Annotated in this window: 20 protein-coding genes and 1 tRNA gene; 8 read left to right on the top strand and 13 right to left on the bottom strand. The window is 34.5% G+C overall.

Features of this window, described 5'->3' with window-relative positions:
• The first annotated feature begins 2 nt into the window (after positions 1 to 2).
• Entirely contained in the window at positions 3 to 2,915 is a 2,913-nt protein-coding gene (locus tag FA048_RS06450; protein WP_136839364.1) for a fimbria/pilus outer membrane usher protein, read from the top strand.
• Here the strand turns inward: FA048_RS06450 and porV are convergent.
• Complete coding sequence (gene porV, locus FA048_RS06445; RefSeq protein ID WP_225872488.1) at positions 2,912 to 4,012, bottom strand: type IX secretion system outer membrane channel protein PorV; 1,101 nt, start codon at positions 4,010 to 4,012, stop codon at positions 2,912 to 2,914. The two genes, FA048_RS06450 and porV, sit on opposite strands and share 4 nt — an antisense overlap.
• 298 nt (positions 4,013 to 4,310) lie before the next feature.
• Here porV and FA048_RS06440 point away from each other — a divergent pair, with 298 nt between their 5' ends.
• Positions 4,311 to 4,520, top strand: a complete 210-nt coding sequence (locus FA048_RS06440; protein ID WP_136839362.1) for a hypothetical protein — start codon at positions 4,311 to 4,313, stop codon at positions 4,518 to 4,520.
• Between the two features lie 187 nt (positions 4,521 to 4,707).
• Here the strand turns inward: FA048_RS06440 and FA048_RS06435 are convergent, their stop codons facing one another.
• Together FA048_RS06435 and FA048_RS06430 are read right to left on the bottom strand one after the other, a co-directional pair.
• A complete protein-coding gene (locus tag FA048_RS06435) occupies positions 4,708 to 5,409 on the bottom strand; it encodes a LytR/AlgR family response regulator transcription factor (protein ID WP_136839361.1) in 702 nt (233 codons plus the stop codon).
• Positions 5,396 to 6,418 (bottom strand): sensor histidine kinase, encoded by a 1,023-nt coding sequence (locus tag FA048_RS06430; RefSeq protein ID WP_136839360.1) that lies wholly within the window; start codon positions 6,416 to 6,418, stop codon positions 5,396 to 5,398. The genes FA048_RS06435 and FA048_RS06430 overlap by 14 nt, the downstream gene beginning before the upstream one ends.
• Before the next feature lie 158 nt (positions 6,419 to 6,576).
• Between FA048_RS06430 and FA048_RS06425 the strand changes: the two genes are divergently transcribed.
• Positions 6,577 to 8,424 (top strand): S41 family peptidase, encoded by a 1,848-nt coding sequence (locus FA048_RS06425; protein ID WP_136839359.1) that lies wholly within the window; start codon positions 6,577 to 6,579, stop codon positions 8,422 to 8,424.
• A gap of 58 nt (positions 8,425 to 8,482) precedes the next feature.
• Here FA048_RS06425 and FA048_RS06420 read toward each other — a convergent pair.
• Positions 8,483 to 8,556: transfer RNA gene (locus FA048_RS06420), tRNA-Asn, on the bottom strand.
• Positions 8,557 to 8,699: 143 nt separating this feature from the next.
• Here FA048_RS06420 and FA048_RS06415 point away from each other — a divergent pair.
• Positions 8,700 to 9,623 carry a PfkB family carbohydrate kinase gene (locus tag FA048_RS06415; RefSeq protein WP_136839358.1) on the top strand — a complete coding sequence of 308 codons (924 nt, stop codon included), beginning with the start codon at positions 8,700 to 8,702 and terminating at the stop codon, positions 9,621 to 9,623.
• Between the two features lie 66 nt (positions 9,624 to 9,689).
• Here FA048_RS06415 and FA048_RS06410 read toward each other — a convergent pair whose 3' ends face one another.
• The 7 genes from FA048_RS06410 to FA048_RS06380 all read right to left on the bottom strand — a co-directional run bounded on the left by FA048_RS06410 (position 9,690) and on the right by FA048_RS06380 (position 14,082).
• On the bottom strand, positions 9,690 to 10,127 hold the full coding sequence (locus FA048_RS06410) for a VOC family protein (RefSeq protein ID WP_136839357.1): 438 nt from the start codon (positions 10,125 to 10,127) through the stop codon (positions 9,690 to 9,692).
• 5 nt (positions 10,128 to 10,132) lie between these two features.
• Positions 10,133 to 10,555, bottom strand: a complete 423-nt coding sequence (locus FA048_RS06405; RefSeq protein ID WP_136839356.1) for a DUF1801 domain-containing protein — start codon at positions 10,553 to 10,555, stop codon at positions 10,133 to 10,135.
• A gap of 153 nt (positions 10,556 to 10,708) precedes the next feature.
• Positions 10,709 to 10,942, bottom strand: coding sequence for a cytochrome b5 domain-containing protein (locus FA048_RS06400; RefSeq protein WP_136839355.1), 234 nt, complete (start codon positions 10,940 to 10,942; stop codon positions 10,709 to 10,711).
• Positions 10,942 to 11,619, bottom strand: a complete 678-nt coding sequence (locus FA048_RS06395) for a lycopene cyclase domain-containing protein (RefSeq protein WP_136839354.1) — start codon at positions 11,617 to 11,619, stop codon at positions 10,942 to 10,944. Before FA048_RS06395 ends, FA048_RS06400 begins: the two co-directional genes overlap by 1 nt.
• 120 nt (positions 11,620 to 11,739) lie before the next feature.
• The gene (locus tag FA048_RS06390; RefSeq protein WP_136839353.1) at positions 11,740 to 12,267 is read right to left on the bottom strand and encodes an RNA polymerase sigma factor; all 528 of its coding nucleotides are present in this window, start codon (positions 12,265 to 12,267) and stop codon (positions 11,740 to 11,742) included.
• A gap of 154 nt (positions 12,268 to 12,421) precedes the next feature.
• Positions 12,422 to 13,438, bottom strand: coding sequence for a UDP-N-acetylmuramate dehydrogenase (murB, locus tag FA048_RS06385; protein ID WP_136839352.1), 1,017 nt, complete (start codon positions 13,436 to 13,438; stop codon positions 12,422 to 12,424).
• A gap of 59 nt (positions 13,439 to 13,497) precedes the next feature.
• On the bottom strand, positions 13,498 to 14,082 hold the full coding sequence (locus FA048_RS06380) for a TMEM175 family protein (protein ID WP_136839351.1): 585 nt from the start codon (positions 14,080 to 14,082) through the stop codon (positions 13,498 to 13,500).
• A gap of 387 nt (positions 14,083 to 14,469) precedes the next feature.
• Between FA048_RS06380 and FA048_RS06375 the strand changes: the two genes are divergently transcribed.
• Genes FA048_RS06375 through FA048_RS06360 form a run of 4 tightly spaced genes read left to right on the top strand, consistent with a single transcriptional unit; the run spans position 14,470 to position 21,014 of the window.
• The gene (locus tag FA048_RS06375; protein ID WP_169306818.1) at positions 14,470 to 15,090 is read left to right on the top strand and encodes a TetR/AcrR family transcriptional regulator; all 621 of its coding nucleotides are present in this window, start codon (positions 14,470 to 14,472) and stop codon (positions 15,088 to 15,090) included.
• Positions 15,091 to 15,093: 3 nt separating this feature from the next.
• Positions 15,094 to 16,434 carry a TolC family protein gene (locus FA048_RS06370; RefSeq protein ID WP_136839349.1) on the top strand — a complete coding sequence of 447 codons (1,341 nt, stop codon included), beginning with the start codon at positions 15,094 to 15,096 and terminating at the stop codon, positions 16,432 to 16,434.
• A gap of 22 nt (positions 16,435 to 16,456) precedes the next feature.
• Positions 16,457 to 17,548, top strand: a complete 1,092-nt coding sequence (locus FA048_RS06365) for an efflux RND transporter periplasmic adaptor subunit (protein WP_136839348.1) — start codon at positions 16,457 to 16,459, stop codon at positions 17,546 to 17,548.
• Between the two features lie 40 nt (positions 17,549 to 17,588).
• A complete protein-coding gene (locus FA048_RS06360; RefSeq protein ID WP_136839347.1) occupies positions 17,589 to 21,014 on the top strand; it encodes an efflux RND transporter permease subunit in 3,426 nt (1,141 codons plus the stop codon).
• A gap of 418 nt (positions 21,015 to 21,432) precedes the next feature.
• Here the strand turns inward: FA048_RS06360 and FA048_RS06355 are convergent, their stop codons facing one another.
• Both FA048_RS06355 and FA048_RS06350 read right to left on the bottom strand, forming a co-directional pair.
• Entirely contained in the window at positions 21,433 to 22,617 is a 1,185-nt protein-coding gene (locus tag FA048_RS06355) for an MFS transporter (protein ID WP_136839346.1), read from the bottom strand.
• Between the two features lie 76 nt (positions 22,618 to 22,693).
• Positions 22,694 to 23,878: a serine hydrolase domain-containing protein gene (locus FA048_RS06350; RefSeq protein WP_136839345.1), complete on the bottom strand. Its 1,185-nt coding sequence runs from the start codon at positions 23,876 to 23,878 to the stop codon at positions 22,694 to 22,696.
• Positions 23,879 to 24,107 lie beyond the last annotated feature (229 nt).

Genomic DNA, 24,107 nt, shown 5'->3' with positions numbered 1-24,107 from the left:
TCATGTTTTGCATAGAAAAATCATTGGGTCGCTTTAAAAATCTATTGGTTTTTATTCTTTTTGTAGGATTAGGTTATGCAAATAACTGTAAAGCGCAATCTGATACAGAATACGATGAAGTTTCCATTTTTTTAAATGTACAACGGGTAGGTGCACTAGAAATACCTGCACTAATTCGTAATGAAATGGCATATTTGCCAGTGAGCGATATTTTTGATTTCCTTCAAATAAAGAATGTGGTGTCCGCAAGACTAGATTCAATAAGTGGCTCTTTTATAACTCCAGAAGCTAAATTCATTATTGACAAACCCAACAACCGTATTACCTATCTTGATAAAGTTTATGACTTGAAACCAGATGAGTTGATTGGTACTTCAACTGGTCTGTATTTAAGATCTGATTACTTCGGTAAGATTTTCGGGTTAAACTGCACATTTAACTTCCGTAGCTTATCGATAATTCTTAACACAGAGATAGAATTACCTGTTATCCGCGAAATGCGGCTTGTAGAAATGCGATCTAATCTAAATAGGCTAAAAGGTACAGTTAAAGCTGATACCATTATAGGTCGTACTTACCCGTTATTCCACTTTGGTGCAGCAGATTATTCAGCATTTATTTCAAAAGACAACGTTGGTAATGCCGCTGATGCTAGGCTCAGTTTAGGGCTGGGAGGCGTTATAGCAGGTGGAGAGTCTAACATCGTTCTTAACTACCATAACAATGAACCATTTGATTGGACTCGACAATATTTTTTATGGCGGTTGGCTAATAATGACAATCGTATAGCCAAGCAAATTTTAGCAGGAAAAGTGCAAGGGCTGTCTATTGCATCTCTTTATGCACCCGTTTTAGGCGTTCAGGTTACGAATACCCCAACTACCTACAGACGATCTTTTGGTACTTACACACTAAGTAACCATACCGAACCTAACTGGACAGTAGAGTTATATGTAAACGGTGTACTAGCTAGTTATGTTAAGGCAGATGCCTCTGGTTTTTATACATTTAACGTACCCTTAGTATATGGCAATACCTTAATTAAACTTCGTTTTTATGGCCCCTTTGGTGAGGAGCGGTCTAGCGAACAAAACATAAGCATACCTTTTAACTTTTTACCCAAAGGTGAATTTGAATACAATGCTTCAGCAGGTTTCGTTCAAGATAATCAGGATAGCCGCTTTGCAAGGCTTAGCACCAATTATGGTTTAAATAAACGTGTTAGTATTGGGGGAGGTATGGAATACCTTTCTTCTATTACTACCGGAAAAACCATCCCTTTTATAAACACTTCTGTGCGTGTATTGTCTAACTTATTATTTTCTGCCGAATATGATCACGGTGTACGTTCAAAGGCCTTGTTAAGCTATAATCTACCAGGGGGCTTGCAGGTTGAGGTAAACAATATTTGGTATAAGAAGGGACAAACTGCCATTAACAATACTTTTTTGGAGGAACGTAAAGCTACGCTAACACTCCCGATCAAAAGTCGGCATTTTTCAGCTTATACACGTTTATCGGTACAACAGGTTATTCTTCCAAATATAAACTACATCTTGGGCGATTGGCTCATTTCTGGTACATTCAGAAAATTCAGTCCAAGTATAAACTCCTACATCGTGGCTATGGAAGGGGGAGATCCATATTTATACAGCAATTTCTCGCTAGCCATTCGATTACCAAAAAGTATCATATTAACGCAGCAGGCACAATATGAGTATGTAGAAAAGAATCTTGTCGGTATTAAAACTGCATTAGAAAAAAGGGTATTTAAACGGGGGTATTTGAATGCAGCTTATGAAAGGAACTTCAGAAGTGATATTTCTAATATTGAGTTTGGCCTAAGGTATGATTTCTCATTTGCCCAAGCAGCTATATCAGTACGAAAAATGGACAATATAGTAAGGTATCAGCAGTCTGTTAGTGGTAGTTTAGTGTACGACCGCAAATCACAATATACAAGTTTTAATAATTACACCAGTATTGGTAAGGGAGTGATTGTTATGATCCCATATCTAGACCTTAATGGCAACAACCGTCGTGAAGTTGACGAACCTAAGGTACCTGGTCTTAACATGCGTGTTAATGGCGGTCGTATTAAACAATCTGTAAAAGATACCACCATTCAGATTACAGATCTAGAAGCATACATCACCTACAATATAGAACTAGATTCTAGCAGTTTTAACAATATAGCTTGGCAGCTTCGTAAAAAGAATTATGCAGTAGCTATTGATCCAAATGTGGTAAAAAGAATTGAAGTGCCGGTAGCTGTTGTCGGACAAGTATCTGGCAGAGTAATGCTCAAAAATGGGAATGAAGAAAAAGGTATGGGCCGACTGATCATCCGTTTGTATAATGACAAATCGATTCTCATTGGGCGCACAGTTTCAGAAGTAGATGGTTATTTTACTTATTTAGGTCTGTTTCCTGGGGTTTATCGTGCCATGATTGATAGTGCACAGTTAAAGCAACTAAATTTAAGTGCCTCACCTATTTTACTTCCTTTTACTATAATCCGCAATAATGAAGGTTCAGAAGTAGATGGACTTACTTTTACAGTTACCTTAAAAAATCAGGAACATATAGAAAATCCAGTTGTTAAAAATGTTGAAACAAGAGTTGATAGTACCATAACTAAAACAGCTACCCCTGTAAATAAAATTACGACACCGCTGCCCACAACTAGCGGAATTACCATTCAGGCAGCGCATTTTAAAAGTGGCAATGCATTTAAAGCTAAAACATATTTAAGTAGATATAACCATACAGTAATCCTTATTCCTGCTGAAAAGTATTATTATAATGTACGAATTATTGGCATCAATAATATGCAAGAAGCAATAACATTGCTTAAGAAAATTCGCATGGTTGGATATCCAGATGCTTACATTTTAAATCGTCGGAGCCCTTAATTACTTGTTTTGTTGAAATTCCACATCAAAGTAAACCTGAGGGTATTGGCAAGTGGGCTCGATGTTGAATTTGTAACCAGGTAAGCAACATCGATGTTAAATGTTTGATAACATAGACCCGCTCCTACTGTGAAATAATTTCTGTCGCCTTTTTGAGGACTTTCATAAAAATATCCAACCCTAGCGGCAAATTGCTTGTTATAGCGGTACTCAGCTCCTGTAGAAATGCTAATTTCTTTTAGCTCTTCACTAAAACCATCTGGCGCATCATTAAAAGATCTAAAAATACCCTCAGGTACTGAAACGTTTGGATCTTTACCTCTTAAAATCTGTCCATTAGCATCATATTCTGGTTGTGTAGGTACTAGTAATTTATTGAAATCAAGTGCAAGCGTAAACTCATGAAGATCGGAAGCTAAAAACGTAGCTGCAGTACCCACTTTAAGGTTGGTTGGCAAAAAATATTTATTACCTGCACCTGTATAGCTCATTTTAGTTCCAATATTGGCTATACAAAGTCCAAAAGCAAATATTGCATCTGTATTAAAAATAACCGTTGGATTTTTAACATAGGCAGATACATCAACAGCTAGGGCACTTCCAGGTTTAGTTTGTTGGCCAGAGCTGAATTGACCTGAAGCCAAACTGGAGCGGATATATCGCACTGCGGTACCTAATGAAAAGGAATCACTAAATTTTCTGGCAAAAGTAGCATCCAAAGCAAATTCATTGGGATTATATAAGCCCAAATCCTGGTTATTGACATCCAAAAGTTGGACCTCTCCTATAGAGAAATACCTAAGTGAGGCTCCTACTGTATTTCTGGAATCTATTTTATAAAAGCCACTAAGATAAGCCAAGTTAATATTGGAGTTTAAATTGTTTAACCATGGACTATAAGCCATAGAAAACCCATAAGGATGATCTAAAAATGCAAGTTTTGATGGGTTTATGCTCATGGCATTTACATCAGGCAGTACCGCTACTCCGGCCTCTCCCATTGCACCAGCTCTGGCATCAGGGGTAATCAGCAAGAAAGGAACTGCGGTGATGATATTATTAGTTTTACTGCCATTAGTCTGTTTACCTGGAGCCACTACCTGAGCGCATATGTCCGGGCAAATCCCACAATAAGTAATTGTGCAAAGGATTATTAAGGAACAGATTCTCAGTTTCATCAGCTATAAGATAGATACTATGTAATATACAACAAATCCTTTGTTCTTTTGTTCATATGATGTAAAAACTAGCTCAGCCAATTCAGCAATTCCTCTTGAAAATTTGAAACATCGAACATTCCTAAGGCGAGTTCCCTGTTTAATCTTATCTACAAGATTAACAGCAGATTAGCCGATAAAAAGAGGGAAAGCCGCCATTTTAACGCGCTTGTTCATTATGGCTCCCTCTGCTGGCCTCCCTTCGCAAGCTCAGGATATAAACTTCTCACCAGCTAAAACAAAAAAAGCCACAACCCTCGTTGTGGCTTTGGCTCCAGAGACGCTATATTTTTCGAAAAATCTCTTTACCGACCTTAACAGCATTGCAACGATTTGGGATTTACCATTGGAAAATATTGATATAGATAAGAAATTGAAAGGCTATTAGGAGAAATCATTGCAAAATTCATAATTTGAGAAAATTGTAGGGATTTTACGGTAGTAACGAGGTTTGAAATGACCGAACCAGGTTTTCACAAATGAGATTAGTTAGATGCTTCTTGTAAATTTGTGTTCCCAGATTTCTAAATCGATGACGTGCGGACAAGCAAAATTGTTTGGCCGATATAGGATGGTCATAATTTATTTTTATTTAAATAAACCTTAAGATTTTCTCTGTAGCTACTTCCCACTGGAATTTCTGAATTGTTGATGATTACACATTTCCCATTATACTGGCTTATTTTCGTTAATGGGACGATATACGATTTATGGATTCTCATAAATTGATAATTACCCAATACCTCTTCTATGGATTTTAATGATTTTAGCGCTAAGCAATAATTTTTGCCCATCATAATTTTAACATAATCTTTCAAACCTTCAATATAATCTATGTCCTTTACTAAGATCTTGATAAATTCATCTCCTTCTTTTACGAAAAATGAGGGTTCAAGGATATTTTTGTCCTCGATGTTTTGTATACTTTCAAAACGGGTAATCGATTTACAAAAGCGTTCAAATGAAATTGGTTTCAATAGATAATCAACAACTTCCAGATCAAAACTTTCAACGGCATATTGACTAAAAGAAGTGGTCATTATAAACTTGGTATTGGTGTTATACAATTTAACAAGTTCAATTCCAGAAATTTCAGGCATTGCTATATCTGTAAAAACAAGGTGAACCGTATGGCCTTGCTTTAAGAACTTAAAAGCTTCGACCGAATCGGTAAAGGTGCCGACCACTTCAAAATTTGGAAATCGGTTTAAATGATGTGTTATCACATCTATAGCCAAAGATTCATCATCAATTATGATGGCTTTATATCGGTTCATTAGCTAGCATAATTTTAAGGTGTGCAGTATAAGTATTTTGTGTATGAATGATCTTTATGGCCGAGTTTTTAGGGTACAATAGTTCCAATCGTTTTTTTAGGTTCTCAAGCCCTTTCCCTTCACGGTTACTTTCCTGGAAATGCTGTTTCGTAAAAACGCTATTTTCCACAGCAAACAAGAGTTCTTTATTGTTAATATCCACATTGATCTTTACATATGCATTTTTGTTATTTGTATAAAATCCGTGCTTAAAAGCGTTCTCTACAAGCGTTATCAAAAGAAAGGGTTCGATCCATTTTTCATGATTAGCTAACTTTTCGACAGTAAGTTGGATACGGGCATCTTGGCCAAATCTTATTTTTTCAATAGCAATATACTTTTCAATGAAATCTAATTCCCTATGCAGTGGTACTTTGCCAAGATGGGTCTCATCGGTTAGATAGCGCATCATGGCTGATAGTTTTAAAATATAATCTGGTGTCTCAGGATCATTTTGTAAAGAAAGGCTATACAATGAATTAAACGCATTAAATAAGAAATGGGGATGCAGCTGATTTCGCAGCAATTGTTCTTTAGCCTGGTTTAATTCTTTTTCCAACTTTTGATACCGTCCAAAAAACTCAAGCTGATTGATAATATAGACAAATAAGTAAAATAAAAGTGATTGCCCTAAAAAGCTTGTAAAGTATTCAAATGTTTGTTCGAATGTAATTCTATCATGTATCCTGTAGTCCTTAAGTACCGCTAATGCTAGCAATATGGTTATAAAGAAGACTGAAAAGCTTATCTTTTTCCAGATGCCATTTGATTTGAATACAAAATAATATAGTACATAAGCAATCAGGGCACACACGAGATTCTCTACCGCATCACTTGTCAAAAAGAAAAGCCAATCACCTGAAATCGAAAAAAAGGCCCTTCGCAATAAGCCGAAGGCGATGATAACAATAAAAACACCATGCATGATGGTTTTTATTGCTCGAATGGACTTATGTGATAGTTGGAACATATTTTATTCAAGCTGGAATGTAAATATATAAAAATGGGATGGTGTTAAGTCGGTTAGAAACCTAGGTTAATCTATCCAGACATCCTGTTTGTCTATCACATTTTTTTAAAGGCCCAGATCAGCATACGTTTGACCAGAATTCAATTAAAATTTAGAAAATGAGAACTTACTTTATACTTACCGTTTTATGCTTTAGTTCATTAATAAGCTTTGGGCAAAAATTAGCCCTAGAAAAAGCATCTCCCTTTACAGCTGTAAGATGGGAAAAAGAACAACCTTTTGTACAATTTGAGAGTGAATGGTATCGCCTTGAAAAGCTAGACGCTTTCACAAAAGAAGAACTATTGGATTTCTGCAAAAAAGAGTTCGGATCTAAATGGCAAAAGCGCTTTTCGGAAGACCTTGTGGACGTCCTTCAGGGGCTAGGTTATCAGCCCAATATAAAGGTCGTTCTACAGCTATCAAAAGATGGTGTTTCAAAAACATATACAGGAACCTTTACAAGTGAAAACAGAAATAGTGCTGTCTTATACAACAAATCTATGGCAGAGCCTAATTCGATCACATTACCTCAAAAAATCCCAATAGCTGAAGCCTTAGCAGATTTAATACAATTCGAAGAAATCTTGAAATCTATTTCTTCTTACAGTCAACTTTCAACGTTCAATTACAAATTTGCGATCAAGAAATTAGCTGACTCGATTGCTAATGAAAAAACACAGGTTGATATGAATAGATTGACAAATGAAATCGCCCAAATTATGTCAGAGATTGGGGATAGACATTCATCCATAAAAAATGAATCATTCAATAAAAAGAACCACGAAACCTATAACCTTAGACTTCCATTTGGTGTATCAGCATTAAATGGAAAAATAATTGCGTTGAAAAAAGACGAAAAAGGTGGAAATTATAAATACTATTTTGGCTCGCATCCCTATATTAAAAGCATCAATGGGATCACTATTGAAACGCTAATTAACACCTATAATTACAAAGATAAAAGAGCGCCAGAACAAGCAAAACTTACTAGAGGGAGCAGTGCCATCCAAAGATATGGCGCATTGTTATTTGAGAATAATATAGCATGTTCTGATAGCATAACCGTAGTTTTTAGCAACGGTAGTGATGAAAAAACGGAAATGTTTCGGTTGACTTCTGAAAACAGAGGATATGCTTCAAAATTAATTCAAGAGCATGCTGTTGCTCATGATGAAGTAGGCAATAGAAATTTTGAAGGTCTAAGCAAAATAATAGCAGATCATATTGGATATATTAAGATCCCTGAGATGTACGATTATGACAAAGTAGAAGGACTGGAAAATTATATTGACAAAATGCTTAAAAGTTTCTCCAATACAAAAGCATTGATCATTGACATCAGAAATAATCCTGGAGGTGGAAGAGAAATCCTTCAAACCTTTGCAGGCTATCTTGTTCAGGCGAAACAATCACCCTGGGTTGCAAATATTGCTTATTTAAGAACTGACAAAAATATAAGTGGGGATGAGGAATCCATGATTGCTCGTTATCTGTATAGCTATAATTCTGAGAAATTAGCAAATAAGGACAGGAAAGCAATTGACCAGTTAAACAAGGGTTTAAAGTTCGAAAAGACAGTAGATAGTTCAAAGTTCAGCAGCCCATTCTATATGGTTTTACATAGTGGGAAGGTGTCATACAAACAACCGGCCTATATTTTGGTGAATGAAGAAAGCTTTAGCGCAGCGTCAGTCTTTGCAAGTGCATTTAAAGGTTTACAGAACGTAAAAATAGTAGGTGAAACAACGGATGGTTCAAGTGGTAATTCAACGATACAATATCTAAAAAATGCTAATATTAAGGTTACGGCGTCTACTATGCTTTCATTTCAAAGAAATGGAAAGACCTTAGATGGAAATGGGACTATACCTGATATCGTTATTGAAGCTGACGAAAAGCAAGTTTTGAATGAATATGATAGCCAGCTGAATGAGTTGATTAAGATAATTTATAGTAATCAGTAGCTTTCTCGCCCATTCTTTAAACAAAAAAGCCTTACATTTCTGTAAGGCTTTCAATCTGCTCCCTCTGCTGGGCTCGAACCAGCGACCCTCTGATTAACAGTCAGATGCTCTAACCAGCTGAGCTAAGAAGGAGTACTGGTTATTCCTAAAACGGCTTTGGATTGATGTAAAGAACATAAAGCCTTGTTCGTTTTGGGAATGCAATATTAGGGCTTTTAAATTATTTATGCAATATTTGTAGTAAATAATTTTAAAAAAAATACAAGAAAAATCATATGAGCCTGATAATCATAGGTACTGTGGCGTTCGACGCCATTGAAACACCCTTCGGAAAAACCGATAAAATTGTTGGTGGTGCTGCAACTTACGCTAGTTTAGCTGCTTCTTACTTTTATAACCAAACAAAAATTGTTGCCGTAGTTGGTGATGATTTTAAAAAAGAAGACATTGACACTTTTACTAAACACGGTGTAGATACCGAGGGCTTACAGATTAAGGCTGGTGAAAAATCATTTTTTTGGAGCGGAAAATATCACAATGACATGAACAGTCGTGATACTTTAATAACTGAACTAAATGTTTTAGAACATTTTGATCCAATTATTCCTGAAAGCTATCAAGATTGCGAATATTTGTTGTTAGGTAACTTAACTCCACAAATACAACGTACTGTAATTGAAAGATTAAAAAATCGTCCTAAACTGATTGTTTTAGACACCATGAATTTCTGGATGGATATTATGATGGATGATTTATTAGAAACAATTAAATTGGTTGATGTTTTAACCATTAATGATTCTGAAGCACGTCAGTTATCAGGAGAGTATTCTCTAGTTAAAGCAGCAAAGAAAATTTTAACCATGGGACCTAAATATTTAATCATTAAAAAAGGAGAACATGGTGCCTTATTATTTCACGAAGATAAAATCTTCTCTGCTCCTGCCCTTCCATTAGCGGATGTTTTTGACCCTACTGGAGCAGGCGACACTTTTGCTGGAGGTTTTATTGGTTATCTAGCACAAGTAGGCACAGTGAACTTCAATAACATGAAAAATGCCCTAATTTATGGTTCTGCCTTAGCATCTTTCTGTGTAGAAAAATTTGGAACGGAGCGTTTATTGGAATTAGATAAAGCTACCATTGCGGCTCGCTTGCAGCAATTTGTAAACTTAAGCAGTTTCGAAATTATTCAAGATTAAGAATAATTTTACTGCCTAAGATGATATAAACGAGTTTACCATAAGTAAACTCGTTTTATTTTTTAATTATTGTGCTGTATTTTCATTAAAGCTCATCATCCAATTGATACCAAACTTATCGGTAAGCATTCCAAAATAATCGCCCCAAAAGGTATCGTTTAGTGGCATGGTAATCGTACCGCCATCTGCTAAACCTAAAAATAATTGATCAGCTTCCGCTTTGCTAGCTGCTGTAATTGAAATTGAAAAATTATTTCCTGGCACAAAACTCGATGCCCATTCTCCCCCTGTATCACTCCCCATTAAAATAGAAGTACCAATTGGAAGAGAAACATGCATAATTTTATTTCCATCTTCTTCAGACATTGCTTCACTCCCTTCTTGTGGAGGCATTTCATTGAAGCGTCCAATGTAATTAAATTCCCCTCCGAATACGGATTTGTAAAATGTAAATGCTTCTTCGCAATTGCCATTAAAGGTTAGGTACGTGTTTGTAGTTGCCATAATAATTAAAGTTTATACTTTGTGGTTAGAAAATCAATAGTTGTTTTCATAAGGGTCTCAAGTGCTTGCTGATTAATGTCACTTAATTTGTTAGCATAAATACAGGCCTTACCCATTTTAAACTTACCTAGCTGGGACAATAAAGGTTCATGCTCTTTTAACCCAGTATACACATACAGTGAAATTGCAGCTTTACGTGGCGAAAAGCCTAGCAGAGGGGCATCTCCTTCGTGTCCACTTGCATACTTGTAATGATAGTTGCCAAAACCAACAATAGATGGTCCGTACATTTTAGGTGGATGACCTGAAACTCTTTGCATTAATTGTATTAAGGCCATACTATCCTCCTGCTTTTGTGCAGTTTCTGCAAATGCATGGATAAATTCAATTACATCATCATCTGTTGTTGTTGTCTTATTCTTAGCCATTATTTTTCATCTATAGCTTAAAATTACAACTATTCTTTTTTAGAAAAAAGGATTTTTAAAATTCCAACCCACTCTTAAAACCATTTGCTTATCTGAAATTATCATATATCATGGCCAATCTATATAGTTTACATGAGATCGATTTTGATTAAGCTACAATAATTTCCCTATCACTTCAAATTTCTCGAATACGGTTTCGGTGTGGGGCGCATCTGGTAATTCGTCAGTTAAATCTTGTCCCGCCCAATGCTCATAATGCTTGCCGTTTTTCCATAATCGGCTACTACCTACATCGTAGATTAATCCCTTATAGGCAATCCAAATTTGAGGTTTATCTTGGCCATTTCGCAATGCGAGTTGTTGTTTGCTATAGATTGGTAAATCCATTAGCTCTTTTTTCTACTGCTAAAAAATTCAAATAGATATACAGCTAACAAAAGCATAGCCATCATAAAAAAATGATTTTCTAGTGGAATTTTTGCCAAATCAAATTTTACATTCTCCTTGGGTTCATAATGGATTACAGGCAGATTACAGATTATTCCATAACAAATATAAAATGGGATAAGAGTGACCAAAAATGCTCTGTAAAATTTATACATAAACCTTAAGGTATTTATGTATTCTATACCAATCAATAGCAGCATTAGAACAGCAAATGTAAGAGCGGTATACCATTTTGCATAAGCAAAGAATAGCAGGCCAAAGCAAATACCTATCATTATTTGGCTTACTGTTAAACTATATTTTTGTAAGTTGTTTTTAGGATATTTTGCATTCAAATAATTATAAATTCCTAATCCAGCGAAGCTGAAAGTAAACATGAATATATATTCTTCTATTGGTATTCCACCATAGTTTAGTCCAACTATGTAAGCTGAATTAAAACTCCAAGCTTTTAATCCTGTTAAGAATATAGCGAAAAGAGAAAAGACAATAGCTACAATTAATGATGGAACAATAAATAACCTTAGGTTTCCAACGTTAAACACTCTTTTATCTAGTGCCAAAACAAAAGGTATGAGGATAAGGAATAGGTTAAGCAGCAAAAAGGTATAAGTCATTGATGTTGTTTTAGTTTTTCAAAAGTATGACTTTGCCCTCGTTTATCCTTAAAACAATGCAAACAAAAAACCCATCGATTAGATCAATGGGTTTTTAATAGATATATGTTAATTATAAATTTATGCTTCGGCAGATGTAAGGTCCTTTGCGTAAGTTCTTAAATATTTTTTTAATATGCCACGAGCAACGTGGATACGAGTTTTAACAGTACCTATAGGAATAGCTAATTCTTCTGCAATTTCATGATATTTATATCCTTCAAAATATTTGATAAAAGGAACATAATATTCTGGCTGTAAAGTAGCTAATGCTTTATGAATATCGCCCATTACAAATTTACTTTCTACTGCATTTCTTGTAGCACTATAATGTAAGTTAGCAGATGAAATATCTTCACTTTGTGTAATTAATGTATTTGTTTTTACCATGCGGCGATAGTTATTGATAAACGTATTGCGCATAATTGTAAATAACCAGCCTTTTAAATTTGTACCTTCTTTAAATTTGCTATAATAAGTAACCGCTTTTAGCATGGTATCTTGTACCAAATCATTAGCATCCTCAACATCTTTTGTAAAATTTAAAGCGAATGACTGTAAAGAGCCAGAATAATCATGCAATTGGTGGTTAAATTGAAGCTGTGTCATAATTTTTAGTTTAAGTTTTAAAAAAGAAACAGCGCTAATATGGTTCGAGCAAACTGTTTGTTATTTGATAGAACTTATACAACTATGATACCAAAAATTAAAAAGGATTTAATTTTAAAGAAAAATCTTCTCTTAATAAGTAAAAATCAACTTATCACAAAATGTTTACTTCACGCTCAAGCAATACTCCAAATTTGGCACGGATAGTATCAATTATATGTTCTGAAAAATTGTACACTTCCTGTCCAGTCGCTTTACCATGATTTACCAATACCAATGCTTGATTTTTCCAAGTACCTGTTTCACCGACTACTACCCCTTTAAAGCCACATTGCTCAATTAACCATCCTGCGGCTAATTTTATTTTATGGTTAGGTGCTGGGTAATTAACTACGTCAGGAAATTTTGCAATTAATTCTTCAAATTGTGATTTATCGATTACAGGGTTCTTAAAGAAGCTACCAGCATTTCCAATCGTTTTTGGATCTGGTAATTTGCTTACCCTAATATCAGCTACCACTCTAGATACATCAGTGATAGTTGGCTCCTCGATATGTCTATTTGCAAGTTCTGTTGTAATTGCCCCATAATGAGTTTGGAGTTTTGCTTTCTTACTTAGATTAAAGAGAACCTTAGTAATGATGTATTGATTTTTAAATTCATTTTTGAAAACGCTATCTCTATAGCCAAACTTACAATCGTTAAAATCAAAAGATTTGATTTTACCTGTAGCAATCTCATATGCAGAACATGAGGCAAAGACATCTTTTAATTCAACACCGTAAGCTCCAATATTTTGAATTGGTGATGCACCAACTGTCCCAGGAATTAAACTAAGGTTTTCTATTCCAGCAAAATCATTACTTACACAAAAATTAACCAGGTCATTCCAAATTACACCAGCTCCCGCCGTTACACTCACCTTATCTCCAAAAACTTCGTATTCAATTCCTTCAATGCCTATCTTAATTACTAGGCCATCAAAATCTTGGGTAAAAAGCATATTGCTCCCACCACCTAAAATCAATAATTTTTGTGTTTTTGATAGCGGATCATTAAATATTTGAGCTAAATCCTGTTCACTTTTAGCTTCGGCAAAATATTTAGCCTTTACATCTATACCAAAAGTGTTATATGGTTTTAAAGAAATGTTTTCTTGTAAAATGGGCATAACTTAATTAAAGCACAAATGTATTAAATGATAAAGGAAAAATGATAGGTAGTAGTTAACTATTCCTGTTCATCATGAATTACCTTTTCAATTCTCTTATCAGGAATCAGCCAAACCATTGCTACTAAAATATACAAAGCCCCAGAAATCCAAACATTTAAAAATGCACTCGGAATGGCGAGCACGTAACAAACTACTGATAGTTTACCTTTAAAATCACTTCCCATAGCTTTTGCCAGTAACGAATCTTCACCGTGATGTTTAACCAATAATGAAGCTAAAATTGAATAAGCAACCCCATTCATCAATAAAACAAAGCCATATAATGCCATGGGAGCAGCAGTAAAATAGTTTTCGCCCATCCAAGCTGTAGCAAAAGGTATCATAGATAACCAAAATAACAAATGCAAATTTGCCCAGAGTATAGCACCATTTACTTTATTTACAACTGTAAACATATGGTGATGGTTGTTCCAATAAATACCTACATAAATAAAGCTAAGTACATAACTTAAAAACACCGGCCAAAGCGGAAGCAAGTTTTTGATAGAATCTCCATGGGGAACTTTCAATTCTAAAACCATAATGGTGATTATTATTGCAATTACGCCATCGCTAAATGCTTCAATTCTACCTTTTTTCATAAAATGATTTCCTATTTTTTGCTTTATAATTTGATAATCGAATATATAATAAAAAAATTATTTGCTTTAAAAGAAATTTCTTTAATAGACAATCTACAGAATTTCGCCTGTTAAAATCCGCAATTCACCGAAATAACCTATACTAAATAAACTATCTTTTCTTTTTTTGTGACATGGAAATACAACAAACAGAGCTAACCTTAGCTGAAGAGATAAAAATTTTAATAAGGAAACTTTGGAATTAAAAAAAGTTTCCATAGTTTTGCGCCATCATTTAGATATAATGTTATGGAGTTTAATGAAGCGGAAGTTACAGTAGCAGAGGAGATAAAAATTCTTATCAAAAAGCTTTGGAGCTAAACCTTATAGATAATTAAAGGAGCAAAATTGGAAGTTAAAGAATATATAGTTGTGGAGGCGGATAAACTTTTTTGCCAGTATGGCTTTAAAAGTGTAACCATGGATGATATTGCCAAACACTTGGGCATGTCTAAAAAAACCATTTACCAGCACTTTAGCGATAAAGATGAATTGGTAAATATTTTAATTGAGGATAAACTATCAAATCAAGATTGCACAATGGATTATTGTGCAACAAATGCTGAAAATGCAGTTCATGAAATATTTTTTGCAATTACAAATATCAATGAATTGTTAACAAACATGAACCCTAAGCTTTTTTATGATTTACAAAAATATCATCCAAAAGCATGGCTTCACTTTAAAGAGTTTAAAGAGAATAAATTGGGTAAGTGCATTTTTGTAAATCTTGAACGTGGTGTAAATGAAGGTCTTTATCGTCCTGAAATTAACAAAGAGATTTTAACACAAATGCGCTTAGATCAAGTTGATTTAATTTTCAATCAACATGACCATTATAACATGACTAAATATAACCTTGCTCAGGTAATGGCAGAAATAACAGAGCATTTCCTTTATGGCATTTGTAATGCAAAAGGATTAGAAAAAATTAATTATTACAAACAACAACAACTTACGCAAGCTTAATATATGAAACGTACACTTTACATTTTACTTTTTGGCTTGAGTTTGGCTTTCCCTGCCATAGCTCAACAAAAGGACACGACTGCAAGCTTTAGTCTTCAAGAAGCTATCTCTTATGCGCAAACACATCAAACCAGCATTTTAAATGCAAAAATTGATGAGCAGATTGCAATTAATACTGTTAAGAAAACGATTGGAATTGGATTACCACAGGTTAGCGCAAATGCTAGCTTTCAAGATTTTTTAAAAGTAGCTACAAGTTTAGTTCCTGGAGAATTTTTTGGAGCTCCAGCAGGCACATTAGTTCCTGTAAAATTTGGAGTTAAATATAATTCATCAGTGGGATTAGATATTAATCAATTATTATTTGATGGAAGTTACTTAGTTGGCCTAAAAGCCTCTAGAACTTACAAAGAACTTTCTGTAAAAAATACTGGAAGAACCCGAATTGAAACTAACGTAGCTGTAACTAAAGCTTACTATTCTGTGTTAGTTAGCAACGAGCAACTTGCTTTGATTGATGCTAACCTAGAACGTTTAAAAAAGTCTCTAAACGATACTGAGCAGATGTTCAAAAATGGTTTTGTTGAAAAAATTGATGTCGACAGGTTAAGTGTTTTAAATAACAACTTACTAACAGAACGTGAAAACGTTATCAGATTATTGGCCTTAAATGTAAACCTACTAAAGTTTCAGATGGGGATGACAGTAGGTAGCAACTTAACTTTAAAAGACAAGATTAGCGATATTAAAGTAGATCAGGCACAAGTTTTATCTGATGGACAGGTTTATAACAAAAGAATTGAATATTCTTTATTGCAAACCCAGAAAAAATTAAATGAACTAGATGTTAAACGATATAAAAGTTTGTTTTTACCGAGCCTATCTGCTTTTGGAAGCACTTCTGCAAATTTCCAAAACGATAAGTTTTCAAACTTATACGATACGCGCTTCCCAACTTCTGTAGTTGGCCTAAGATTATCTATCCCAATAATTTCTGGTGGACAAAAGCTTTACGACCTTCGCAATGCGAAATTAGAATCGCTAAAAACAGACAATAATTTAGTTAACCTCCAAAACACAATTGAACTAGAGGTTGCACAGGCACAAACCATTTACTTAAACGGTCAGAAATCTCTAGAAAACCAAAAAAGAAACATGGATTTAGCCAAAGAGGTTTTACGTGTTACAAAAATTAAATACGATCAGGGTGTTGGTTCTAGTTTAGAGGTAACCACTGCAGAAACTTCATTAAAAGAATCTCAAAATAATTACATCAACGCTTTATATGATATGCTGATTAACAAAGTAAATCTAGATAAAGCTTTAGGAAACATAAACTACTAACCTTACAAAATCCCAATTTATAATGAAAAGAATATTATTTATAGCAGCCATCGCATTTTTAGCGGCATGTTCTAGCAAGAAAGACCCGAAAGCTGAGTTAGCAGACTTAAAAAAACAACGTACAGAGTTAGATGCTAAAATTGCGAAATTAGAAACTACAGTTGGTTCTACTGATACTACTAAAGCAGTTGCAAGAGACATTTCGGTTTATGAAGTTACAGAGACCAACTTTAAAAATTATTTAGAAATTCAAGGAAGAATTGACGCCGAAGAAAATATTCTTGTCACATCAGAAACTCAAGGCGTTGTTACAGCAGTTTATGCAAAAATTGGTCAAAATGTTAGAAAAGGTCAAGTTTTAGCTCAAATTGATGACAAAGTTTTACGTCAGAACATTGCTGAACTGCAAACACAATTAACTTTAGCTACAAGTTTGTACAATAGGCAAAAAAATCTTTGGGATCAAAAAATTGGCACAGAAGTTCAATTTATTAATGCAAAAACTCAAAAAGAAGCTGCAGAAAATAGAATTGCAACCTTACGCTCTCAAATAGCGATGTACAAAATTAAATCGCCAATTAATGGTACAATTGACGCTATGGAATTAAAGGTTGGTGATGCTGTTACTCCTGGCCTATCTGGCATTAGAGTAATAAATGCAAGTAATTTAAAAGCAAAAGCTCAAGTTGCAGAAACTTATGCAGCAAGAGTAAATCAAGGTGATGAAGTAAATATTATTTTTCCTGATGTACCAGATAGCTTGAGAACGAAAATCAATTTTGCTTCTAAAACCATCGATCCAGCTTCTAGAAGTTTCGAGGTTCAGGTTAACCTGCCATCAAGCAAAAAATATCGTCCTAACATGTTAGCCGTGCTAAAAATTGTTGATTATCAAAATGCAAAAGCTATTGTAATTCCTATTGCAGCAATTCAAAAAGCAGAAAATGGAGATTTTGTCTTCATTGCAGTAAATGGAATAGCTAAAAAAGCGGTAATTAAAGCTGGTAAAACTTATGAAGGCAAGGTAGAAATTCTATCGGGTCTTAAAGTTGGCGACAAAGTAGTTACTGCTGGTGCCCAGAATTTAAACGAAGAAGATACCGTTAAATTCTAATTATAAACACACAAAATATTTACGCTTAATCTTAAAATAGATGAAAGACGATTTTAAAAAAGAATTTGGTCCCTCAAGTTGGGCAATTGATAACAAAACAGCCGTTTATGTCTTAACTGCTATCATTGCTATAATGGGATATCTAGGATATCAAGGATTACCTAAGGAAAATTTTCCTGAGGTTTTAATTCCGAAGATATTTGTATCTACGATTTATCCAGGTACATCGCCGGCAAACATGGAGACTTTAGTTACCAAACAGATTGAAAAAGAACTAAAATCAACCAAAGGATTAAAAAAGGTTACTTCTAATTCTTATCAAAATTTCTCGATAATTACTGCTGAATTTAATACAAATGTAGAAGTTGCAGATGCTAAACAACGAGTTAAAGATGCGGTAGATAAGGCAAAGCAAGACTTACCAAACGATTTGCCAAATGACCCTACGGTTAGCGACATTAACCTTGCGGATATGCCAATCATGTATCTTAACTTATCAGGAGATTATGACCTGAAAAGCTTAAAGAAATATGCGAAAGAGCTGCAAGATCGAATTGAAAGCTTTAAAGAGATTTCTGGAGTAGACATAGTTGGAGCATTAGAACAAGAAGTTCAAATCAATGTAGATTTAAATAAAATGAGTGCAGCTAAAATATCATTTACTGATATTGAAAATGCTGTTAAATACGAAAACGCAACTATTTCTGGTGGAGACATTAAAATGGATGGTTTACGTAGAACATTAAACGTTAAAAAGGAATTTACAAATGCAGATCAAATTGCAAATTTGATTATTAAAACTCCAACAGGTTCGTCTGTATATTTAAGAGATATTGCCGAGGTTAAAGATAGTTTTAAAGAGCAAAATAGTTATGCCAGTTTATATGGCAAAAACGTAATTACTTTAAATGTTAAAAAACGTAGTGGAGAAAATTTAATTGAGGCATCCGACAAAATCAATGCTCTAATTAAGGAAATGAAAGGTACCTCATTACCAAAAAATCTAAATATAACAGTAACTGGTGATCAATCTGACCAAACTCGTGTTACATTACACGATTTGATCAATACCATTATTATAGGCTTCATTTTGGTTACCATCATCCTAATGTTTTTTATGGGTGTAAAAAATGCGCTATTTGTTGCATTATCCGTTCCACTATCAATGTTTATTGCTTTTATAACCATGCCTGCATTAGGTGGATTATTTGGCTTCAACTTTACCATGAACATGATTGTACTCTTCTCTTTCCTTTTGGGATTGGGTATAGTAGTAGATGATGCTATTGTGGTAATTGAAAACACACACCGTATTTTTAATAATGGTAAAGTGCCAATTGTAAAAGCAGCCAAGGCCGCAGCTGGTGAGGTATTTATGCCAGTTCTTTCAGGAACCTTAACAACACTTGCACCATTTGTACCACTGTTATTTTGGCCAGGAATTATTGGTGAGTTCATGTTCTTTTTACCAGTAACATTGATTATTACTTTATTGGCATCGTTAGTTGTTGCTTACATCATTAATCCTGTTTTTGCAGTAGATTTTATGGAAATTGAAGACCATGAAACCCACAAACCTAAGTTCGATAAAAAGGTAAAGAAAACAGTGTTGATTATGGCTGGTTTAACCCTCCTTGCTTATCTCATTGCATTCGGATTAGGAAACTTTATGGTTTTAATGATTTTACTTTATTTATTAAATCATTTCTATTTAGAAAATGCGGTTAAAAATTTCCAAAATAATTTATGGCCACGTTTTCAGGCTAGTTACGCAAGACTTTTAACAAAGGCATTAAATTGGCCAAGGGCTATGCTTTTTGGAACTTTCGGCCTTTTGGTATTCTCATTTGTGCTAATGTTTGTAGTGCCTCCTAAAGTTGTTTTCTTTCCAGAAGGAGACCCTAACTTTATATATGTTTACCTAAATCTTCCTATCGGAACTGATCAAGCACATACCAATGAAGTTATCCAGCAATTAGAGAAAAAAGTAACTAATGTTGTTGGTAAAGACAATAAAGATGTATCATCAATTATATCTAACGTAACTGTTGGTGTTACAGACCCACAAGATGAGGATCAAGGCGAATATACCAACAAAGGAAAAATTACCGTTGCCTTTGTAGAATTTGGTAAAAGAACTGGCGCAGAAACATCTAGTTATTTAAGTAAAATTAGAGAAGCTGTTAAAGGTGTGCCTGGAGCAGAAATTACGGTAGCAAAAGAACAAGGTGGCCCACCAACGGCAAAACCAATTAGTATTGAAATTACTGGTGATGATTTAGACTCTTTGGTTAAAACATCCGAAAGTCTTAAAAAATACATCGTCTCTAAAAAGATTGATGGAATTGAAGAACTAAAATCAGATTTCTTAAATAATAAGCCAGAAATCGTTTTTGATCTTGATCGTGAAAGAGCTAATAGAGAAGGTTTATCTTCTGGCCAGATTGGATTAGATTTACGTACTGCAATTTTTGGAAAAGATATTTCTAAGTTTAGAGATGTTGATGAAGATTATGATATTACTTTACGTTCTCAAGAAAATCAACGTAATAACCTTGATGCTTTAAGAAACATGAAAATGACTTATCGTGATATGGGTATGGGTGGTATTATTCGTCAAGTTCCATTGTCATCATTTGCCAATATAGATTATGTAAATACTTATGGGGGTATTAAACGTAAACAACAAAAACGTATCATTATTTTATCATCAAATGTATTGGCATCTGCTAACCCAAATGAGGTTGTTGCTAAAATTCAGAGTGAAATAAATGAATTTAAAGTACCAACCGGTGTAGAAGTAAAAATGGCAGGTGAGCAAGAAGAGCAATTAGAAACAGCAGCATTTTTAGGTAGGGCGATGCTAATTGCCCTAGGCTTAATATTGGTTATTTTGGTAGCACAATTTAACTCTATTACAAAACCAATGATTATTTTAAGTGAAATCTTATTTAGTATTATTGGTGTTATTTTAGGTATAACTATATTCGGTATGGAAATGTCTGTAGTAATGAGTGGTATTGGTATTGTTGCCCTTGCCGGTATAGTTGTTCGAAACGGTATTTTGTTAGTAGAATTTACAGACTTGCTAATTGAACAAGGTATGCCAATTAAAGAAGCTGTAATTGAGGCTGGCCGTACGCGTATGACACCAGTATTATTAACTGCAACTGCGACCATGTTGGGCTTAATTCCTTTAGCAGTAGGCTTAAATATGGACTTCACCACTTTGTTCACCGAGTTTAATCCACACCTTTATTTTGGAGGAGATAACGTAGCTTTCTGGGGCCCATTATCATGGACAATGATTTTCGGTTTAGCTTTTGCTACCTTTTTAACTTTAGTTTTAGTACCATGTATGTATTTACTGGGTGACGTTAATTCTAAATTAATTAAAGGCTGGTTTAAGAAAAAACCAGAAGCTGTTGATCCTTTTGCTAAAACAGCAGAAGAGCCAGCTCACTAGTAATAACACAAAATAAGCCTAGGCCCTTTAGTCGAAAGATTAAAGGGCCTTTTTTATGCTCACCCCTCCTTGGTTGGTGTCCTCACCAACCAATAACAATAGCATGTTAGTAATTAGAAAAGCAAATGCAGCAATCTAATTAATATTAGTCGGGCTATACGCTGCAATCTTTTGTATCCTTCGACTACGCTTGGATGACACAAAAGGATTTTCACTGCTATCCCGTTTAGCTTAGGTAGGGATTTGCTACTATTTAGGGCTGGAACCTGCCAAGAACCAATTACTTTGTTAAATAAACACGATTGATAGCGATAGCTCTTAAGCTGAAAGCGAAAGACTAAAGCAGAAAGCGGGACTGCATTACCCAAAACTACTGCCCTTGTTTTTCAAAAACTTACAACTTATTACTTAAAACTTCTCACTTTATAGCACTAATCTTAGCTACAACAACTGTAATTAATAAACCAAAACAGCCAATAACTGCATAAGAATAACGCAAACTAGACAAGGCAGAAATGTAACCAATTAATGGCGGTCCCATTAAAAAACCAAAATAACTCACACCAGAAACCATTGCCAATGCAATACCTGGTGAAACTTTGGTGTTAGTACCGGCAATGCTATAAACCATTGGCACAATACCCGAAACACCAATACCAACCATCATAAAACCAATAGTTGCTGGAACGAGATAAGGAAAAAGTACTGATAAAAACATACCTACAGAGATGATAACACCACTAACTTGTAGTGATCTTTTTCTGCCGTAACTAGCAATTATTTTATCGCCTAAAAATCTTCCTGTTGCCATCATAATCATAAAAGAGGTATATCCTAAAATTACAAGTGCATGCGGCGCTTTTACAATTTCTTTAAAATAGATACCACTCCAATCGAACATTGCTCCTTCTGTTGCCATGCTACAGAAACCAATGATACCAAGTTGAACAAGTACACCTTGGGGTTTTGTAAACAGTTTTGGTTTTTGAGTAAACGTTGGTTTTTGACCGCCAAGTAAAAAACGATAGTTGATGCAAATGTGCACCCAAGCCAACAATGCTATAATGCAGAAATGAATATAAGGTGTTAGATGCAAGTTAATCATTAACAAACCAACCAATGCCCCAGAAAAGCCTCCAACACTCCAAGCGCCATGAAAGGAGGTCATGATAGGTTTGCCATAATAGCTCTCACCTGCTACCCCCTGTGTATTTAAAGCAATATTACAGATGTTACCAGAAATCCCTAATAGGAAAAGAAATATAGCCAATTGCCATCCTTCGGTTGCTAGCCCTAAAATAGTTAATGCCAAAGCATAAAGTGGTGCGCCAATGGTAAGCATTCTTCTACTTCCGAAAATGGTAGTTAACCTTCCAGACACTGGCATGGTTAACAATTGTCCTAAAGGCAATGCCAATAAAATACTACCTAAAGCAGCATCAGAAAGTTGCAGGGTTGATTTTAAATCTGGTATTCTGCTCGCCCAAGATGCAAAGACAACACCTTGACCAAAATAAAATAAAGAGATGGCTAATCGTACTCTTTTTCTACTGTATTTGCTTTCGAAAGTTTTTGGATCTAATGAGGTAAGTATTTCTGACATAATATCATTTCAATGTGGGGCGTTACAAATTTGCCAAAATTTGTAATGAAAAACGATTGCTTTAGGCTAAAGCCGATCACTGTATTGATCGGCCAATTTCTTGTACAAAGCCATGAAAGTTTATTTTCTTTTGGCGACCCCCTAAACGTACAATAATTACTTTGTTTTTTGGGTTAACATAAACAGATTGATGAAACATACCTTGAGCTTTAAAGTCATAAACTTTTTTGGCGTAAAAATACCTGCCATCAGGGCTTTTCTCTACAGGATAAGTTAACTCTTCTTTTTTAAGCTGGTTTACAGCACTTATTGAATCTTTAAAATACCGATAGTCTCTAGTTGCCCAAAACTGGTTTTTGTATCTCTTTTTAGTTAACGAATCTGGGTTGGTAGTAGCATCTACCCATTGCTTAGAAATAATTTGCTTGCCTTCCCAATTACCCCCATTTAAATAAAGCCTGCCTATTTTAGCAAAATCTAATGCAGTAGCATTGATGCAGCAGAAAGCTTTGATATAGCCTTTATTATCCAAACTCCAAAGGGCATCGCTCTCTGCTCCCATAGGTTTCCATAAATTTTCTTGCAATAGAGTCTGAACACTTTTACCAGTTACCTTTTCAAGGATCATAGCTAATATTTGTGTATTAATGCTTTGATACTCAAAAACAGTATTTGGTTCATTTTTCATCTTTAATTTGCTTACCATTTTTTTTAAATCTGCACCATAATAACTACGTACAATTTTAGAAAAGGGGTTAAACGAACGCTCATTAAAATCAAAACCACTTCTCATATCAAGCACATGTTGAATAGTTAATCGGTTAAAGCGTTCATCATTTTTAGCAAGCTCTGGCAAATACTTAATTACCAGTTCATTTGTTGATTGTATTTGTTTACGATCTACAGCGATACCAGTTAGCGTACCAACAAAAGATTTAGCCATAGAAAAACTAGGCTGTTTATTAGCTAAGGTATTGTTAGCCGAAAGGTATTGATATATGATCGTATCATTCTTAATAACAAGAAAAACATTAGTTTTTGTATTTCTTAAGGAAGTATCAATCCGTGTTTTTAACCCAGCATAAGTTTGATTTGGATAATTATTTTTGAACCTAAAAGGCACAGTCGATTTTTCGATAGTAACATTATTAAATCTTGCACTATCTCTTGCATCAGGCACTAAATATTGAATAGATTTAAGGGGTACACATGCAGCTAAAAAAAATACCAGCGCTGTTAAAACAAGAATGTATTTCTTCATGGTTAATAATTACAATTTTGAATAGCTGGTGTTTTAACAATTTGATGCATATATTTATTTGAGGGAGAAATATAAAGAAGTGCAAAGTTCCTTAAATCTATCGGCAAAAGAAAGGTGCTTTTATCATTTATATCTAATTATTAGGCTTTCGTATGTGAAGAGCGATTGCATCCTGTGCTCGATGAAGTGTCGAAGGATATTTTTGTTAAGTTTAGCTTTAGTGTCTTCG

The sequence above is a fragment of the Pedobacter polaris genome, from assembly GCF_005116505.1.
GTDB classification, from domain to species: domain Bacteria; phylum Bacteroidota; class Bacteroidia; order Sphingobacteriales; family Sphingobacteriaceae; genus Pedobacter; species Pedobacter polaris.
The sequence above is the reverse complement of the archived record's forward strand: the minus strand, read 5'-3'. Positions and strand labels throughout refer to the sequence as shown.

What these genes read in the sequence shown, in the direction of transcription:
- FA048_RS06450 (WP_136839364.1), top strand. Translation starts at nt 3, where the DNA reads ATGTTTTGCATAGAAAAATCATTGGGTCGCTTTAAAAATCTATTGGTT.
- FA048_RS06440 (WP_136839362.1), top strand. Translation starts at nt 4,311, where the DNA reads ATGGCTCCCTCTGCTGGCCTCCCTTCGCAAGCTCAGGATATAAACTTC.
- FA048_RS06435 (WP_136839361.1), bottom strand. Translation starts at nt 5,409, where the DNA reads ATGAACCGATATAAAGCCATCATAATTGATGATGAATCTTTGGCTATA.
- FA048_RS06430 (WP_136839360.1), bottom strand. Translation starts at nt 6,418, where the DNA reads ATGTTCCAACTATCACATAAGTCCATTCGAGCAATAAAAACCATCATG.
- FA048_RS06425 (WP_136839359.1), top strand. Translation starts at nt 6,577, where the DNA reads ATGAGAACTTACTTTATACTTACCGTTTTATGCTTTAGTTCATTAATA.
- FA048_RS06415 (WP_136839358.1), top strand. Translation starts at nt 8,700, where the DNA reads ATGAGCCTGATAATCATAGGTACTGTGGCGTTCGACGCCATTGAAACA.
- FA048_RS06410 (WP_136839357.1), bottom strand. Translation starts at nt 10,127, where the DNA reads ATGGCAACTACAAACACGTACCTAACCTTTAATGGCAATTGCGAAGAA.
- FA048_RS06405 (WP_136839356.1), bottom strand. Translation starts at nt 10,555, where the DNA reads ATGGCTAAGAATAAGACAACAACAACAGATGATGATGTAATTGAATTT.
- FA048_RS06400 (WP_136839355.1), bottom strand. Translation starts at nt 10,942, where the DNA reads ATGGATTTACCAATCTATAGCAAACAACAACTCGCATTGCGAAATGGC.
- FA048_RS06395 (WP_136839354.1), bottom strand. Translation starts at nt 11,619, where the DNA reads ATGACTTATACCTTTTTGCTGCTTAACCTATTCCTTATCCTCATACCT.
- FA048_RS06390 (WP_136839353.1), bottom strand. Translation starts at nt 12,267, where the DNA reads ATGACACAGCTTCAATTTAACCACCAATTGCATGATTATTCTGGCTCT.
- murB (WP_136839352.1), bottom strand. Translation starts at nt 13,438, where the DNA reads ATGCCCATTTTACAAGAAAACATTTCTTTAAAACCATATAACACTTTT.
- FA048_RS06380 (WP_136839351.1), bottom strand. Translation starts at nt 14,082, where the DNA reads ATGAAAAAAGGTAGAATTGAAGCATTTAGCGATGGCGTAATTGCAATA.
- FA048_RS06370 (WP_136839349.1), top strand. Translation starts at nt 15,094, where the DNA reads ATGAAACGTACACTTTACATTTTACTTTTTGGCTTGAGTTTGGCTTTC.
- FA048_RS06365 (WP_136839348.1), top strand. Translation starts at nt 16,457, where the DNA reads ATGAAAAGAATATTATTTATAGCAGCCATCGCATTTTTAGCGGCATGT.
- FA048_RS06360 (WP_136839347.1), top strand. Translation starts at nt 17,589, where the DNA reads ATGAAAGACGATTTTAAAAAAGAATTTGGTCCCTCAAGTTGGGCAATT.
- FA048_RS06355 (WP_136839346.1), bottom strand. Translation starts at nt 22,617, where the DNA reads ATGTCAGAAATACTTACCTCATTAGATCCAAAAACTTTCGAAAGCAAA.
- FA048_RS06350 (WP_136839345.1), bottom strand. Translation starts at nt 23,878, where the DNA reads ATGAAGAAATACATTCTTGTTTTAACAGCGCTGGTATTTTTTTTAGCT.